This window comes from Neolewinella aquimaris (assembly GCF_014197245.1).
Classification (GTDB): Bacteria; Bacteroidota; Bacteroidia; order Chitinophagales; family Saprospiraceae; genus Neolewinella; species Neolewinella aquimaris.
The window spans coordinates 160179-177209 of record NZ_JACIFF010000006.1; the positions used below are offsets into that span (position 1 = coordinate 160179).

Consider the following 17031-nt stretch of genomic DNA (forward strand, 5'->3'; position numbering starts at 1 on the left):
AATTTAGGGGCGGCGCAAGGCCTGTACTATGTCGGAAATTTAAAATTCCGGATGGGTGATTTAAAGCTTGCAGTATTGCCGAAATGAACCTAGCTTACAATAGAACACCCAATAAAATTCAATTTAACCCACTATGAACCACACCCATACACTTATTGCTCTGTTTATATGTTTAACCACCTTCTCAACCTTGCGGGCGCAGCTTAGCGACTACTGGTTGGAAGCGGAGTGCGCCGAAATTGGCCACCGCTGGACAAAAGAATTGAGTGACGACGCAGCCGGCGGAGCCTACGTAGAAACGCAGTATGTTTCCCTGGACGCGGCCCCCGCTAACGAGCCGGAAAACATCATCCGCTTTACGGTAGTCGATCCCGTCCTGGATACACCCTACCGCCTGCTGGCCCGGGTGGATGCGCCTACCCAAACCAACGATTCGTACTGGCTGCGGATCAACGACGGACCCTGGCAGGAGCTGAATAGCGGCTTCCGCATCGGAAAAGGTTTCCAGTGGGTACAACTGGCCGTGACGGAGTTGCATGGCGGCACCAACACCATCGACTTTACCTACCGGGAAAACAGCACGCGGCTCGACAAAATCCTGCTGACTACCGACGTCAACTTCTTGCCTACGGGGGTCGGTATAGTCACCCAGGAATGTCCGGAAATCATGCCTGCGCCGGTAGACAAGGGCGTGTTCTGGCTGGAAGCCGAGTGCGCCATCGTGGGCAGTACCTGGGAGGCGCGGCTTGACCCCGCAGCATCCAACGGGATCGTCCTCACCAGCACCCGCAGCACCAGCCGTTTTCAACCCCCGGTGGACCTACCCGGCAACCAGATCCGTTTCGTGATCGAAGACCCGGACCTCAGTTCGGGCGACTATCGTATCTGGATCCGGGCAAACCTACCGGACCGGGATAGCGACGCCTTCTGGCTGCGGTACAACAATGGACCCTGGCTGCTGCGCCAGCCTGCCCGCATCACGGGCAAGGGACTGGCCTGGGCCGGCTATTCCGTTCCCGGCGGGGCGCTACAGGCGGGTACCAATACCATTGACATCAGCTACCTGGAAGCCGGTGTCACGATCGACAAACTACTCTTAACCAAGTACAGCATCGTGCCAAGCTTTGCGGGCGGCGGTACGGACGGTTGTCCCTTTACGCCGACACCGGTGGTCACCGACCGAAACACGTTCTGGCTGGAGGGCGAGTGTGCCTCGGTCGGCAGCGCGTGGCGGACCGAATCCGACCCCCGGGCGAGCAACAATACTGCAGTCGTGGTTAGGGGCAACAGTTCGGTGGACGGGCCGCCGGCCGAGGATACGGCAAACCTGGTACGCTTCGAACTGATGGACGTTGATTCCGGCAGCTACAACCTGTTCGCCCGGGTCAATACGCCCACTAACCTGAGTGACTCGTACTGGGTGCGGGCCAACGGGGGCCCCTGGTACGAGTGGGCGAGCGGCTTCTCCTACGGGGCCGCCTACCAGTGGAAGCAACTTCCGATCGCACTGTCCTTACAGGAGGGGGCCAACACCGTCGACTTCGCCTTCCGCGAAAGCGGGGCCCTGCTGGACAAGGTCTTGCTCACGCTAACGGCTGCCGAGCCGCCCAGCGACGACATGGTTGGAGACCCCGACCCGGGTTGCGGAGGCACTGGGCCGTACGCCACCTATTGGTTGGAAGCAGAATGCGCCGAAATTGGCCACCGCTGGACGAAAGAGTTAAGCGACGACGCAGCCGGCGGAGCCTACGTAGAAACGCAGTATGTTTCCCTGGACGCGGCCCCGACTGATTCGCCGGAAAACATCGTCCGCTTTACGGTAGTCGATCCCGTCCTGAATACACCCTATCGCTTGCTGGCCCGAGTGGATGCACCTACCAAAACCAACGATTCGTACTGGCTGCGGATCAACGACGGACCCTGGCAGGAGCTGAATAGCGGCTTCCGCATCGGAAAAGGCTTCCAGTGGGTACAACTGGCCGTGACGGAGTTGCACAGCGGCACCAACACCATCGACTTTACCTACCGGGAAAACAGCACGCGGCTCGACAAAATCCTGCTGACTACCGACGTCAACTTCTTGCCTACGGGGGTCGGTATAGTCACCCAGGAATGCCCGGAAATCATGCCTGCGCCGGTAGACAAGGGCGTTTTTTGGCTGGAAGCCGAGTGCGCCATCGTGGGCAGTACCTGGGAGGCGCGGCTTGACCCCGCAGCATCTAACGGGATCGTCCTCACCAGCACCCGCAGCACCAGCCGGTTCCAACCCCCCGTGGACCTACCCGGCAACCAGATCCGCTTCGTGATCGAAGATCCTGACAGTTCGGGCGACTATCGTATTTGGATCCGGGCAAACCTGCCGGACCGGGATAGCGACGCCTTCTGGCTGCGATACAACAATGGACCGTGGCTGCTGCGCCAACCCGCCCGCATCACGGGCAAGGGACTGGCCTGGGCCGGCTATTCCGTGCCCGGCGGGGCGCTGCAGGCGGGTACCAATACCATTGACATCAGCTACTTGGAAGCCGGTGTCACGATCGACAAACTACTCTTAACCAAGTACAGCATCGTGCCGAGTTTTGCGGGCGGCGGCACCGACGGTTGTCCCTTTACGCCGACACCGGTGGTCACCGATCGCAATACGTTCTGGCTGGAGGGCGAATGTGCCTCGGTCGGCAGCGCGTGGCAGACCGAATCCGACTCCCGGGCGAGCAATAACACTGCAGTCGTAGTCAGGGGCAACAGTTCCGTGGACGGGCCGCCGGCCGTCGACACGGCAAACCTGGTTCGATTTGAACTGACGGACGTTGATTCCGGCAGCTACAACCTGTTCGCCCGGGTCAATACGCCCACTAACCTGAGTGACTCCTACTGGGTGCGGGCCAACGGGGGCCCCTGGTACGAATGGGCTCGCGGATTCTCCTACGGGGCCGCCTACCAGTGGAAGCAACTTCCGATCGCGCTGTCCCTACAGGAGGGGCCCAACACTGTCGACTTCGCCTTCCGCGAAAGCGGGGCCCTGCTGGACAAGGTCTTGCTCACGCTGACGGCCGCCGAGCCACCCAGCGATGACATGGTTGGAGACCCCGACCCGGGTTGCGGAGACATTGAGCCACGTCAACCGGCTACCGCGTTCTCCTTAGCGACGGAGCAGGGTGCAGCATCAAATCTTGCTCAGACTACTTTCAGCGTCTTTCCTAACCCAACCAGCAGCCAGCTGACCTTGGAATGGGAAAGTCCGTTCGAGGGTCAATTGCGTGCAACGATCATCGATACGCAGGGACGGCAGGTACGCAATATTGTCCTGTGGAAATCCGGCGCCTTCTTGCGGCAAAAGTTGGATGTTAGCATACTGCCCAGAGGTGTATACTACTTACGCATCGGAGAGGGAGATCAACTGTCCGCAAAGCGCTTTGTGAAGCTATAAAACCATCGCCAGGTGTATACCGGTTGGACGGGGGTACCCCGTCCAACCGGGTGCCCCCGTCGGACCACTGTAGTAAACATCGGTGATATTTCCAAACGATAAATTGAACTGGGGTGGCACGGTACCTCAACCCCGTCGGCGATTCGAAATGCCGGACGGGGTCACCCCGTCCGACGGCTTAAGCGGTCGGACCGCTTCCCCCCCCCGTCACTCCTCCTCCATTTGGTCCTGCTCCTCTTCATCCTCCACCAGCGTCAAATCCCGGTGCACCGCGATGGCCGCGTTCAACTCGAAGCCGATGATCAGGATAAGGGCGTTCAGCTGCAGCCACAACATCACAATAATGACCGTGGCGATCGAGCCGTAAAACTTGGTGTAGGTATCGTAGCGGTTGAAGCCGTCGATGTAAAAACTGAAGGCTACCGAGGTTGCCAGGCTCAGGATGGTGGCTAGCGTCACCCCCGGACTCACGTAGCTGAACCGCTTGATCGTAGCCGCACCGTAACGGTACAGGGTGCCGATAATGATGTAGTACAGCGCCAGCATGGTGATCCACCGCAGCAGGTTGATCATAAAGGCGGCCAGCGCGCCGATCCCCAACCAGTAATTGACCCAGCCGATAATGCTGTCGCCCAGGATGACCAGCACGACGCTGGCCACGATGAACAGACCGACCAGAAAGGTCAGGCCCACCGCCACCATGCGTTTACGCAGGAAACCACGCTGCCGGAAGGTCTTTACGTAGCTTTTCTCGAAGGCCTGCATCAGGGCGATCATCCCGTTGCTGGAGAAGTAAATGGCCAGGATGAAACCGAAACTGAGCAGGCCGATCTTCGGCGAATTGGTGATCTCCTGCACGAAGCCGAAAACGATGTCGCCCGCCTGTCCCGGCATGACCCGCTTAATCTCTTCGTAAAGCGTCATGTTGAAATCCTCCAAAGCGGGGAACCAGATCGAGAGCAGGTCCAGCGCAAAGGGCACCAGGGTAAACAGGGTCAAAATCGAAGGAAAGAGCGACAAAAAGATGCTAAAGGCCACGCTGTTGGCCCGGGTAAACAGGTCGTCGCGGGTCGCTTCGTTGATGACGAACACCACTACATCGTAAATGGGCACGCCGTGAAATCCGATAAAGCTGTTCTCCCGGGCGTATTTCCCCAGCCCGATCACCCAGGGGTGTTCGGTGAAGTACCGCTTGAAGGCGCCTATGTCGAACTTCTTCACCTTTAAAAGTAAGGACGAATGATTTGCAGCAGGTACTCCGGCGCGGATACCCGACGCTCGGTCTTAACCTCAACAAAGCAGAGCTTGATCGATCCGCCGTTGACCAACTTGCCCCCTTCGTTGTGAATTTCGAAGTGAAAGGTGATGGTCTGGTCGGGCACGTGCCGCAGCGAGGTCGTAATGGTCAGCACCTCATCGTAGCGCGCCGGCCGGATGAAGCGCTGGTTCATGCTCATCACCGGCATCATGATCCCCAGTTCCCGTTCGAGGGTGGCATAGCTTCGGCCCAGCTCCCGCAACATCTCCACCCGCCCGATCTCGTACAGCAGGGCGTAGTGCCCGTGGTAGAGGTAGCTCATCTGGTCGGTTTCGGCGTAGCGTACGCGGTGGATCGTAGTAGTGGTGATCATAGGTGCGGCAGTCAATCGGGATCAAATGTAGATGTTTTACCGACGGGAGTAGAGGAGGGGCGACCGTCGGTCTAATTCGCCGTAGCCCACTTGCCCGCCCGCCGTATTTTTTCGATCTTTAGACGCTAAAGCAAGATTGACGTTCCGTAAATGAAGAATAAAACGACCGCGGCCATTTTAGCCCTCTTTTTCGGTGGCTTCGGCGTCCACCGCTTCTACCTCGGTCAACCGGGCAAGGGATTTCTGTACCTCATCTTCATCTGGACCTTTATTCCCTCCATCATCGCCATGATCGACGGCATCGTGTTCCTCACCCAGAGCGAGGAAGCCTTCAACCTGAAGTACAACCGCGATTACGTGATGCGGCAAACTTACCAGCAACCGCCCCAGATCGTCATTAACAACCACGTGGGCCAGCCGCAGTCCGCCCCCGCCCCCCGCCAGGAAGAAGCGGTGCCGGAGAATAAAGTGCCGAAGAAGGACCCCTTCCAGCTCAGCGCCGACAAGGCCTACGAGGAGTATGATTTCGAGGGAGCCATCCGCGATTATCGCCGCTCCCTAAACGTTGATCCCCGCCAAGCCGACGTCCACTTCAAACTGGCCTGTCTGTACTCCATCCACGAAAACACCGATACGGCGCTGTTCCACCTGAACAAGGCCATCGAGAACGGCTACTACGATTTCGACGAGATGGACCGCCACGACCACCTGTCCTTTCTCCGGTCCACCCCCCAATTTTTCGCCTTTAAGTCCAACAGCTACCGCCTTCCCGGGGAACCTGCCCCCGAAGCGACCGCAACCGTTCCACCGGAAGAAACGCTCGAACTCTCGGACGACCTCATCACCCGCATCGAACGGCTCGCGCAACTCAAGGAAGACGGCATCCTCTCCGAAGACGCCTTCAAGCGGGAAAAAGCCAAAATCCTTCGCTCTTAGTCGGATTTGCCCGGCACCCGCGTACCCGCCCCACCTCTTTTACAGCACTACGTCAGAACAGTAGCGTCCACGCCTTCGCTGCCAGCAGCAGCCCGATCCCGACCGGAATGACGTAGCGGTACGCAAAAGTTAGCCGGCGGCGGCGCGCAGGAGCAACGATGGGGCCCCCGATTGCCAACTCGTCAAATAGTGCCGGCAGTCCCCATTTTTTCAGAAGGAACCAGCAGAGCAGCAGTTCGCCGACGAGCAGGGAAATGCTGCCGGCCCACTCCAGCAAAAAGTTGAAGTACCCAAGACCCGGATCGCCCATGTTAGCAAAATCGGTCAGCCACTCCGGGCCGTTGGGGGAGCAAGAAATTACCACGGGCACCGTGAGGGCGAACACCAGCACACCGGTCACGAAGCTACCCCAGCTGCGTTCCCAACCGTAATGCTCCGTCATGGTCCGCAGGAACGGCTCGAACAGGGATACGGCGGAGGTCAGGATAGCAACCGCCAACAGTAGGAAGAACAGCAAACCCACCCACTGGGCGGCATCGCCGTAGGTTTTGAAGATCTCCACCAAGTTTATAAATACCAGGGGCGGGCCGCCGTAAATGTCTCCCTGAACTCCGCCCAGCAGGGGTACGACGAGCAGGGCACCCAGTACGGCAACGATAGTATCCAGGTGTACGATTTGGGGAGCGCTACGCAGCACGTCTGTGTCCCGATCCGCATGGGCGGCGAAGGTGAGCATAGCCACGGCCCCGAGTCCGAGACTGAAGAACGCCTGACCCAGTGCGTGCAGGATGCCCAGTTCACCATTAGCGGAGGGTAGCAAGAGGGCCCGCCAGTCGAATTTTAGCAAGTTGCCGTAGTCCACCGCTTGCGGCTGCATAATCGGGAGCGAAACGATGAGGAACACCAGCAGAATTCCCAGCAGGGGCATCGCGAATTTACTGAGGCGCTCGATGCCCGCGTAGAGTTCGCGGGAGCAGACCAGGGCAACCAGCCCCGTAAAAATGCCGGTGAACAACAAGGCGCGGGGAATATTGCCGATGGCCTCGCCGAAGGCCGGTCCGGCCGGGGTGGCGGCAACGGTGGCGTAGTCCGTCGCGTACTTCCACACATACTCCAGCGTCCACCCCGCCAACACCAGGTAAAAGGAAGCGACCAGGATGGTAGTGAGAATCCCCAGCCACGCCACCAGCTTCCAGCGGGGTGATGCCCCGGATACCTCAAACGCGTCGGTTGCATCCGTCCCCCGGCGCTTGCCCATGGCGTTTTCGAGGATCATCAGCGGAATGCCCATGAGCAGCGTGAAGGCGACGAAGGCCAGCACGTAGGCGCTTCCCCCAAAGTAGTGGACGCGGTAGGGAAAAATGATGAGGTTGGCCACCCCGATGGCGGCGCCGGCGGAAGCAAGCACGTGGCCCAGCCGGGAGAATCTTACGGACATGGGCCGAAAGATAGCTTATCCAGCACTGGAGGCTACGGGCATCCGGCGGGAACCCACGCTAAGCAGAGTAAGCGCCACACCGCCACATACGGCCATCACGCCGGCCATCGGCACACCAGTCTCGTTCTGTAGGATGCCCACGATGGCGGAAGCAACGGCACCTACGGCCATTTGCAACGATCCCATCAACGCGGAGGCACTGCCCGCCGTGTGCCGCATGGTATCGAGGGAGAGGGCGGAGGCATTGGGGAAGATGAACCCTAGGCAGAACAGGTAGGCGAAGATCAGTCCCGTCGTGAAGTAGAGGTTCGCGAATCCGGAAGAAACGTCGACCAGGAGCAGGACCGCAATGACACATTGCCCGATCAGAGCTAATTGGACGATGCGTTCGCTCGACCGGTTTCTCAGCACCCGGTTGTTTAGCTGAGTGGCCAGGACCAGTCCCGCCGCGATCACGGCAAACACAATGCCGTACTGCTTTTCGTTCAGTCCGAACAACTCCAGGTACAAATGGGGTGAGCCACTGATGTAAGCGTACAGCCCGGCGGATGAAAAGGCACCCGTCATCGCGTAAACGATGAAATGGCGATCGGTCAGAATGGAGAGGTAATTAGTTGCAATGGCCCGTGGCCGAAGGGAATAACCGGGATTGATCCGGTCGTAGCCCGCCAGCAACAGGTACCCGCCGGTAAGAATAAGCAGCGACATTCCCGCCAGTATGCCGAAAACGTAACGCCACCCGAAGGCGGTAGCGATGAATCCCCCCAGGGTGGGCGCAATGATCGGCGACACCGCAATGACCATCATGAGTAGAGAGAACACCTTCGCCATATCTTTGGTGTCGAACAGGTCGCGCACGATCGCCCGGGAGGCTACCAGTCCGCCGCAGGCACCCAGGGCCTGAAAGAAGCGGAACACGATGAGTTCTTCTACCGAACTCGACAGCCCGCAGGCTAGTGAGCTGAGGGCATAGATGATCAGGCCGATGTACATGGGCTTCTTCCTCCCAAATCGCTCGAGTAGGGGACCGTAGATCAGTTGCCCGATCGCCAGACCGACGAAAAAGCTGGACAGCGACAGGGAAACGCGACTGATCTCCGTATCCAGCTCGCGGGCAATACCACCGAAGGCCGGCAGGTACATGTCGATCGAGAGCGGACCGATGGTGGTCAGCGAGCCGAGCACGAGAATAAGTAAGCCACGCTGGCTTTTGGGATCTTTCACTTCACGAGTTTTTTGGGGGCGACTTAGCCCGCCTTTACGCGGGGAGCGACTTCCTTACCGATGAGCTCGATGGCCCGCAGCCGCTGCTCGTGGGTGAGTTCGGCGCTGTCCATTTGCAAGGTCAGTCGATCGATGCCGCCCAGGGCTTCGGAATGGCGAAGGATCTTTTCGGCGACTTCTTCCGGACCGCCCACAAGCAACGCGCCGAGAGGGCCACGTTGGGCATCAAAGTGGGGACGGCTCTGCGGCCTCCAGCCGCGCTCCCGGCCGATCTTGTTCATGGTGCGGGTGTGGCCGGGGTAAAAATCTTCGACCGCTTGGTTGGTGTTTTCGGCGACATAGCCGAGGGAATGCAGGCCGACTTTCATTCCGGCTGGGTCGTGCCCGGCTTCGGTCCAGGATTTCCGGTACAGGTCGATCAGCGGCCGGAAACGATGAGTCTCACCCCCGATCACCGCGACCATCAGGGGCAGGCCGAGCGTACCCGCCCGCGCGAAGGAGGCCGGTGTGCCGCCGACGCCCAGCCAAATGGGGAAGGGATCCTGACTCGGACGGGGGTACACGGGTTGATCGCTCAGGGTGGGGCGGAAGCGGCCGGACCAGGTTACCCGCTCATTGTCCCGAATCTTAAGCAGCAGGTCTAATTTTTCGGTGAAGAGCTCATTGTAGTCCTTCATATCGTACCCGAAGAGGGGGAAAGCATCGATGAAGGAGCCGCGACCGACTACCATTTCTGCCCGACCCTTCGCGATGAGGTCCAGGGTAGCAAAACTCTGAAAGACACGCACCGGGTCGGCCGCGCTGAGTACGGTGACGGCGCTGGTGAGCCTGATGCGTTCGGTACGGGCGGCAGCGGCGGCCAGGATGGTGACGGGGGAGGAGTCGAAGTAGTCCGGTCGGTGGTGCTCTCCCATGCCGAAGACATCGATGCCCATGCGGTCGGCGTGTACGATACGGTCGAGCAGGTCGGTCATGGACTTCTCCGCGTGGAGTACTTTTCCGGTCGTTTCATCCACTACGGCGGAGCCGAAGCTGTCGAATCCAATTTCCATCGTTCAGGTTTGCTACCTCAACCGGCGAGCGGGGGCAGAGTTTCTTGAAAAGGCAAAAGCCCGAAACGCACTGCGTTTCGGGCTTTGAAAAAGAATGTCATTGGGATTACTCCTCCTCGCCGGAAGCCGGAGCATCGGCGGGGGGGGCTGGGGCTGCCGGTGTAGCTGCCGCTGCGGCAGTGGTTCCGGCGGAAGTTGCCTTAATTTCGGACTTGTTGCTGCCACCGCGACGACGACGGCTGCGACGCGTCTTGCCGGTAGACTTGGCACCGTCCTTGTTGTAGACCTCGTTGAAGTCGACCAGTTCGATCATGGCCATTTCGGCACCGTCACCGAGGCGGAAACCGGTCTTGATCACGCGAAGGTAACCACCGGGGCGGTCGGCTACTTTATCGGCGACCGTGCTGAACAGCTCCTCGACGGCCACTTTATCCTGCAGGTAGCTGAATACCGTACGGCGGTTGTGGGTATCGTTGGATTTCGACTTGGTGATCAGGGGCTCGGCGTACACCCGCAGTGCCTTGGCCTTCGCCAGGGTGGTGTTGATGCGCTTGTGCGTAATGAGGGCGATCGTGAGGTTGCGCAGCAGGGCCTTACGGTGGGCACTCTTGCGACTTAAATGGTTAACTTTCTTACCGTGACGCATGTCAGGATGGTTTGGCCGGCAACACGCTCCTCCGACTCATTGCAGATCGGGCAACTGCGAGGGGGAGGGGTAATTTGCCGTGGTTGTTTAAAGGAAACTACATCGGTATGGATGACCCGGGGATTTAGTACGGTAGTACGGTAGTCGTTCAGTACGGTAGGGGAGTACTACCGTACTACCGTACTGAACGACTACCGTACTAACCTACTCTTCGTCCAGCTTATACTTGCTCAGGTCCATGCCGAAGGTGAGTCCTTTCTCTACGAGAAGTTCTTCGATTTCTACGAGGGACTTTTTGCCGAAGTTGCGGAACTTAAGGAGTTCGTGGGTGTCGTAGCGGACCAGTTCGCCGAGGCTATTGATCTTGGCGGCTTTGAGGCAGTTGTAGGCGCGTACCGAGAGATCGAGGTCTTCCAGACTGGTCTTGAGTAGCTTGCGCATGTGCAGGATGTGCTCGTCGACGATGGTTTCTTCGCGGGCACCGGTGCTCTGGAACTCGATGGGCTCGTCGGTGATCAGCATGAGGTGCTGGATCAGGATGCGGGCGGCTTCACGTACGGCATCTTCGGGGTGGATGGTGCCGTCGGTCTTGACTTCGAGGATGAGGTTCTCGTAGTCGGTGCGCTGTCCTACGCGGGTGGATTCGACGCGGTAAGCGACGTTCTTGATCGGGGTGTAGATGGCGTCTACGGGGATCACGCCGATGGGGGCGTTCTTGGGCAGGTTTTCGTCTGCGGGAATGTAGCCGTACCCTTTGGTGACGGTGAGTTCTACTTCGAGGTTGACGAAAGACTCCATCGTGCAGAGCAGCAGGTCGGGGTTCATCACCTTGAACACGTTGGTGTGTTCGTCGATGTCGGCGGCGGTGAACTGTTCCTTGCCACTGATGGTGAGGTAAATCTTCTCCTCCTCCATCTCGTCGTTCTCGATCACCTGCTTAAGGCGAACCTGCTTGAGGTTGAGGATGATTTCGACAACATCCTCCACTACGCCACGAATGGTGCCGAACTCGTGGTCGACACCGGCGATACGGACGGCGGAAATGGCGAATCCTTCGAGGCTACTGAGGAGCACACGGCGCAGGGAGTTACCGATGGTCTGACCGAATCCGGGCTCCAGGGGCTTAAATTCGAAGTTGCCGTGGAACTCATCCGACTTTTGCATCGTGATCTTGTCCGGCTTCTGGAAATTTAGGATACTGCTCATATGATATTTCTGCTGTAAATTATTATGCCCTAACCGGCCGGGGGCCAAATCAGGGCTAAAAATAGAGGGTGGCCGTAAGTCCGGTGGTGGATACGGCCACCCCCCAACCCGAATTACTTCGAGTAGAGTTCGACGATCAACTGGGTGTTGATCTTTTCGGGAATGTTCTCGCGTTCGGGGTAAGCAAGGAAGGTACCTTCCATCTTCTCCGAATTAAAGTTGAGCCAGCCGTGGTTGCGCACGTCGCTCTTACCGTTCATGGTGTCGCGAATGACCTCGAGGCCCTGTGACTTGCCGCGTACCGATACGGTATCGCCGGGGCGAATCTGGGTAGAGGGAATGTTGTTGAGGCGGCCGTTCACCATGATGTGGCGGTGAGAAACCAGCTGGCGGGCGGCGCGGCGGGTGGGAGCCAGGCCGAGGCGGAACACGACGTTGTCGAGACGCGCCTCCAGGAATTGCAGCAACAACTCACCAGTCACGCCACGGGATGCGGCGGCTTTCTCGAAGAGGTTGCGGAACTGCCGTTCGAGCACACCGTAGGTGTACTTGGCTTTCTGCTTCTCCGTCAGCTGTAGCTTGTAGTCGGAGGGTTGGCGACGCCGGCCACGGGTGTTACCGTGCTGACCGGGTTTGTATTTTTTACGCTCGAAGGCGCGGCTGTAGCCGAATATGGGTTCGCCGAGGGCGCGGGCTTTCTTAGCCTTTGGACCAGTATATCTAGCCATAGTGACGTGATGTCTTTAGTTGTTGCGGAATAGTCTCCCCCGGGTCGGGAAACGGATTAGCATCTTGCCCGCAGCGCGGACAAGCCCGGAGAAACATCGTGCTTAGACGCGACGACGCTTAGGAGGACGACAGCCGTTGTGGGGCATGGGCGTTACATCCTTGATCTTTGCTACGCGGATGCCGGCACCGTCGATGGCGCGGATCGCGGCCTCGCGGCCACTGCCGGGCCCCTTTACGTAGACTTCGACGACGCGCAGACCGGCTTCGTAAGCAACGCGGGCGGCGTTACCGGAAGCTACCTGAGCGGCGTAGGGGGTGCTTTTCTTGCTGCCGCGGAATTTCTCCTTACCGGCGCTGCCCCAGCTGATTACGTCACCCTGCTTATTGGTGATCGAAATGATGATGTTGTTGAACGTAGCCTGGATGTACACCAGTCCTTCGTTGTCAACTTTTACTTTGCGCTTCTTTACCACGCGGCCGGCTGCCTGTCTCTTAGCCATTACTTAGTCGCTTTTTTCTTGTTCGCTACGGTCTTACGCTTGCCCTTACGGGTACGCGCGTTGGTCTGGGTACGCTGGCCGCGCAGGGGAAGACCCTTACGGTGACGCAGGCCGCGGTAGCAGCCGATGTCCATAAGACGCTTGATGTTGGTAGAAACTTCGGTGCGTAGGTCACCCTCTACTTTGTACTCGTTGGTAATGAGGTTGGAGATCGTACGAATATCGTCGTCGCTCCAGTCCTGTACCTTAGTGTTGTGATCTACTCCGGCGCGGTCGAGGATCTCACCGGCGCGGGTATCGCCTACGCCGAAGACGTAGGTCAAACTAATGATGCCGCGCTTGTTACGCGGCAGATCAACTCCTGCAATTCTTGCCATAGTAACTCTAGCTTAGCTTATCCCTGACGTTGCTTGAACTTCGGGGTCTTCTTATTGATGATGTAAACTTTTCCCTTGCGGCGGACGATCTTGCAATCGGCCGAACGCTTCTTAACGGAGGGTCTGACTTTCATAGTAAAAGAATTTACGACCAGCGGCAGTGCGACAGTCTATTTGCAACGGTACGTGATGCGTCCCCGACTTAGATCGTAGGGGCTCATCTCCACCGCTACCTTATCACCGGGAAGAATTTTGATGTAGTGCATCCGCATCTTTCCGGAGATCGTTGCCTTGATTTCGTGGTCGTTTTCCAGCCGTACTCGGAACATCGCGTTCGAGAGAGCCTCTTCAATCACGCCATCCTGCTTGATCAGGTCTTTTTTGGACATGTTTTAAATTTCGGAGGGCAAAGGTAAGATTATTTTTCTCACCACCCAAATGGTTTATGAACTTGTTTTCACTAAGTAAAGGCTTAGCGGGCGGAAGTGGTTGACCATCAGCAACATTGAGGCGGCATTGCCACACCTACACCATCACCAGGGGCTGGTAACGCGCCACCAGTTCTTCGTCGATATTGTCCACTACCCGTAGATTCGGGTTGTTGCGGATGGCCTCCTCGATGGGGCGGTGGTCGCTCATCAGGTCGGCGGGCGCACCGTCAGGGCTAATGGCAATCGAGTGCTCGTAGTGAGCCGCCGGGCTACCGTCGATGGTGATAATGGTCCATCCGTCTTCCCGACTTACCACGCTCCGCTTGCCGAGAGTAATCATGGGCTCGATGGCAATGATGAGGCCCGCTTTGAGGACGGGACCACGACCGCGCTTCCCGAAATTCGGTACATCGGGAGCTTCGTGCAGGCTGCGTCCGAGTCCGTGTCCGACCAGTTCGCGCACGGCACCGTACCCGCTCTCGCGTTCGGTATAGTGCTGGACGGCGTGGCTGATGTCACCGACCCGGTTGCCCTGCCGGGCCGCGTCGATGCCGAGGTACAGGCTGTGCTTGGTGCGGCGGCACAGTTCCATCACATCCTCCGCTACGTCTCCCACACAAAACGTGTATGCGGCGTCGCCGTAGAATTCATTTACGATGGTACCGCAGTCGATGGAGAGGATGTCGCCGTCTTCGAAGATCTGGTCTTCGTCGGGAAGGCCGTGAACGACCTCTTCATTTTTTGAAACCAGCAGGGTGGAGGGGCAGCCGTACAGTCCCTTAAAACCGGGGACAGCTCCGTTGTCGCGAATAAACTCTTCGGCGAAGGTATCGATCTCCTTGCCCGTCAATCCGGGACGGAGCATCTTACCCACTTCCGTGAGGGTTTCGCACACCAAGAGGCAGGCAGCACGGCTACGCTCGATTTCCTCGGGCGTTTTGTAGATCATTTTTCTGCCTTTCCTGCCCATATGCTAGTTGTTTCAAGGGTTGTTAACACGTTGATCACCGGGTGGTTGAAAGAAGGGGTGACATCCGGCCGTTTCGCCCGGAGGCGGCACCGCTTTACGCACTGACCTTGCACCCGCGTCCCCGCCCTCGCATCCAGTTTCGTACCTTCGCGGCCATGGCAAAAGTCGTAGCGATTGCGAACCAAAAGGGTGGGGTGGGGAAGACCACGACCACGATAAACCTGGGGGCCTCCCTGGCCATTCTGGAACGCAAGGTACTGATCATCGACGCCGATCCCCAGGCCAACGCAACCAGCGGCGTGGGCATCCCGGCCGACGAACTGGAAGCGAGCATTTACGAGGTCCTTGTCGGCGGACTCGACGTCAACGAAGTCATCTACGAAACCGAAACGCCCAACCTCCACATCATTCCGTCCAGCATTAACCTGGTCGGTGCCGAAGTAGAGCTGATCAACCGTTTCCGGCGGGAGGACGTGATGAAGAACAGCATCGTCGAGCCCCTGCGTAGTTATTACGACTACATCCTGATCGACTGCCTGCCCAGCCTGGGCCTGCTCACCATCAATGCACTCACCGCGGCCGATTCCGTGATCGTGCCTGTGCAGTGTGAGTACTTTGCCCTGGAGGGACTATCGAAATTGCAGAACACCATCCGGCTCGTGCAGCAGCAACTCAACCCGAAGTTGCAGCTCGAAGGCATCCTGCTGAGCATGTACGACCAGCGATTGCGACTGGCCAATATGGTCGTCGAGAAAGTGCGCGAAGGCTTCGGAGACCAGGTGTTCGAAACCATTATCCACCGCAACGCGCGCATCAGCGAGGCGCCGAACATGCACATGCCCGTGGTGATGATCAACGCGGGCAGCCGGGGCGCGAACAACTTCCTCAACCTCGCCGAGGAATTTTTGCTCAACAACGGGGAGAAGATTACCAAGTGAGCCGAAAAAAACGCCGCAAGGCCACCCCCAGTACCGCCGCAACCGCCGCCCCCGATCCCGCCAAGGTCTCCAGCCGCTGGCGCTTCTTCGTGTGGATCTGTGCCTTCTTTTTCTTCGCCGCGCTCGTTATTCGGCTCGACGTCATTACGGCCTGGCCGGGTGCGGAGGGGTTTGCGCTGGCGCAGGCCGTCGGCAACGACTGGGGAAGCTACCTGCCCGCCGCACTGAACCACGCCCTCCTGCCGCTGGGACTAGCCATTGATACGGAGACCGACGCCATCTTTTTGTTTCCCCGCCTGGTGTCGGCTACCTGTATGCTGCTGACGGCCTTCTTTACCTACCGGTGGGCGAAGCGACTGTTCGGGCGGCAGGTCAGCGAGTTGACCCTGCTGTGTGCGGGCGCTTCCCTATTTCTGCCGTTCTTCGGCAAGGTGGCCTCGGCCGATGCCCTGGCGCTGCTGGGCCACGCGGGTATGTTCTGGACCGTCATGCTCTACGGGTTGGCCGGTGACACGCGGAAGATGCTGGCGTTCGGCATCTTCGTGATGCTGGCCGCCATTGCCGCGCCGGTTTCGACGCTGCTGCTGGGACTGATGCTGGTTATCCTTACCGTGTTTCAGCGTACGGACTACAACTGGCAGACGCCGGCCGGTCTTTCGGTCGGTATTTCCTGCCTCGTGCTGCTCGTGCAGGGTCCCCAGGAGGCCAACACCTATTGGTACTACGGGCAGGAGGACAGTCGCGTACTTGATCTGCTGTACTACGGGCTGCTCGGGATGCTTCCGCTGGCGGGTTGGCTGGTAGCGGGCGTACGCGACCTCGTTTTCAAGAACCAGAAATTCGAGCAGTTTTCCCTCATCATTGCCATGGCGCTGGTGAGTACGTTGCTGGCGCAGTCGCTGCTGTTTATGCTGCTGCTGTCCCTCGTCGCCGGCAAGCAGATGCAACTGTACTTTCGGGAGGACAACTACCCCTGGAAGAATTACGTCAAAACCGCTTCGGTGCTGCACCTGATCGTAGCATTCATCGCCGTCTTTTTACTCCTGCTCGGCGGCGGACTGGCCTTTCCGGGCGCGGGTTTTCGGGCGGCACTGGGTATGGCGGCGGCGTACTGGATCTTCAGTTTGCTGGCGACCCTCGGGATATTCGGCGACCGGCGGGATTTTGCCATTGGTGGATCGGTGCTGGCGGGAATGCTTACGGTCATGTTCTTCTGGGTGCAGGTGTACCCCTACCTGGAGGCCGAGCGTTCCTGGCCCTCGCGGTTGTTGGAACAGGGGGTGGAGCCGACTACCCTGGAGCTGCCCGACGAGGCCTACGAGAGCGAGCTCAGCAGTGCCTTGCCGTACTTCGTCCGGGAGGGATGGCAATTAGGCGAGACCGGGGAGTACCGCCTTTACCAATTGCCGGCCGGCGATACGACGGTGCAGGGGGGCGGCGGCGCGCGGGTGCGGGGGCGGGCAATTGTAATGCCAAGCTTGTTTGGTTTGAAGCGAATGGCCCAGTAGGGGGGAAAGAAGGCTTCC

At 58.7% G+C, this 17031-nt stretch carries 17 protein-coding genes; 4 read left to right on the top strand and 13 right to left on the bottom strand.

Features of this window, described 5'->3' with window-relative positions:
• Positions 1 to 190: 190 nt before the first annotated feature.
• A complete protein-coding gene (locus GGR28_RS12355; protein ID WP_183496112.1) occupies positions 191 to 3427 on the top strand; it encodes a T9SS type A sorting domain-containing protein in 3237 nt (1078 codons plus the stop codon).
• 207 nt (positions 3428 to 3634) lie between these two features.
• Here the strand turns inward: GGR28_RS12355 and GGR28_RS12360 are convergent, their stop codons facing one another.
• Entirely contained in the window at positions 3635 to 4648 is a 1014-nt protein-coding gene (locus tag GGR28_RS12360) for a YihY/virulence factor BrkB family protein (RefSeq protein ID WP_183496113.1), read from the bottom strand.
• 2 nt (positions 4649 to 4650) lie between these two features.
• Positions 4651 to 5058: an acyl-CoA thioesterase gene (locus GGR28_RS12365; protein ID WP_183496114.1), complete on the bottom strand. Its 408-nt coding sequence runs from the start codon at positions 5056 to 5058 to the stop codon at positions 4651 to 4653.
• Between the two features lie 150 nt (positions 5059 to 5208).
• Here GGR28_RS12365 and GGR28_RS12370 point away from each other — a divergent pair, with 150 nt between their 5' ends.
• On the top strand, positions 5209 to 5994 hold the full coding sequence (locus tag GGR28_RS12370; protein WP_183496115.1) for an NINE protein: 786 nt from the start codon (positions 5209 to 5211) through the stop codon (positions 5992 to 5994).
• Positions 5995 to 6046: 52 nt separating this feature from the next.
• On the opposite strand, the gene GGR28_RS12375 is transcribed toward GGR28_RS12370, so the two are convergent.
• The 11 genes from GGR28_RS12375 to map all read right to left on the bottom strand — a co-directional run bounded on the left by GGR28_RS12375 (position 6047) and on the right by map (position 14546).
• A complete protein-coding gene (locus GGR28_RS12375; RefSeq protein WP_183496116.1) occupies positions 6047 to 7432 on the bottom strand; it encodes a sodium-dependent transporter in 1386 nt (461 codons plus the stop codon).
• A 15-nt stretch (positions 7433 to 7447) separates the two neighbouring features.
• Positions 7448 to 8656: a multidrug effflux MFS transporter gene (locus GGR28_RS12380; protein WP_183496117.1), complete on the bottom strand. Its 1209-nt coding sequence runs from the start codon at positions 8654 to 8656 to the stop codon at positions 7448 to 7450.
• Between the two features lie 23 nt (positions 8657 to 8679).
• Positions 8680 to 9708, bottom strand: a complete 1029-nt coding sequence (locus GGR28_RS12385; protein ID WP_183496118.1) for an LLM class flavin-dependent oxidoreductase — start codon at positions 9706 to 9708, stop codon at positions 8680 to 8682.
• A 106-nt stretch (positions 9709 to 9814) separates the two neighbouring features.
• On the bottom strand, positions 9815 to 10354 hold the full coding sequence (gene rplQ / locus GGR28_RS19480) for a 50S ribosomal protein L17 (RefSeq protein WP_183496119.1): 540 nt from the start codon (positions 10352 to 10354) through the stop codon (positions 9815 to 9817).
• Positions 10355 to 10558: 204 nt separating this feature from the next.
• Positions 10559 to 11560: a DNA-directed RNA polymerase subunit alpha gene (locus GGR28_RS12395; protein ID WP_183496120.1), complete on the bottom strand. Its 1002-nt coding sequence runs from the start codon at positions 11558 to 11560 to the stop codon at positions 10559 to 10561.
• Positions 11561 to 11673: 113 nt separating this feature from the next.
• Positions 11674 to 12288: a 30S ribosomal protein S4 gene (rpsD, locus tag GGR28_RS12400; protein ID WP_183496121.1), complete on the bottom strand. Its 615-nt coding sequence runs from the start codon at positions 12286 to 12288 to the stop codon at positions 11674 to 11676.
• Positions 12289 to 12390: 102 nt separating this feature from the next.
• A complete protein-coding gene (rpsK, locus tag GGR28_RS12405; protein WP_183496122.1) occupies positions 12391 to 12789 on the bottom strand; it encodes a 30S ribosomal protein S11 in 399 nt (132 codons plus the stop codon).
• The gene (rpsM, locus tag GGR28_RS12410; RefSeq protein ID WP_183496123.1) at positions 12789 to 13166 is read right to left on the bottom strand and encodes a 30S ribosomal protein S13; all 378 of its coding nucleotides are present in this window, start codon (positions 13164 to 13166) and stop codon (positions 12789 to 12791) included. Before rpsM ends, rpsK begins: the two co-directional genes overlap by 1 nt.
• 17 nt (positions 13167 to 13183) lie before the next feature.
• On the bottom strand, positions 13184 to 13300 hold the full coding sequence (gene rpmJ / locus GGR28_RS12415) for a 50S ribosomal protein L36 (protein ID WP_183496124.1): 117 nt from the start codon (positions 13298 to 13300) through the stop codon (positions 13184 to 13186).
• Between the two features lie 36 nt (positions 13301 to 13336).
• Entirely contained in the window at positions 13337 to 13555 is a 219-nt protein-coding gene (infA, locus tag GGR28_RS12420) for a translation initiation factor IF-1 (protein WP_183496125.1), read from the bottom strand.
• Positions 13556 to 13691: 136 nt separating this feature from the next.
• Positions 13692 to 14546, bottom strand: a complete 855-nt coding sequence (gene map / locus GGR28_RS12425) for a type I methionyl aminopeptidase (RefSeq protein WP_246416698.1) — start codon at positions 14544 to 14546, stop codon at positions 13692 to 13694.
• Between the two features lie 176 nt (positions 14547 to 14722).
• On the opposite strand from map, the gene GGR28_RS12430 reads away from it, so the two are divergent.
• Complete coding sequence (locus GGR28_RS12430) at positions 14723 to 15505, top strand: ParA family protein (protein WP_183496127.1); 783 nt, start codon at positions 14723 to 14725, stop codon at positions 15503 to 15505.
• On the top strand, positions 15502 to 17013 hold the full coding sequence (locus GGR28_RS12435; RefSeq protein ID WP_183496128.1) for a hypothetical protein: 1512 nt from the start codon (positions 15502 to 15504) through the stop codon (positions 17011 to 17013). The genes GGR28_RS12430 and GGR28_RS12435 overlap by 4 nt, the downstream gene beginning before the upstream one ends.
• Positions 17014 to 17031: the final 18 nt, after the last annotated feature.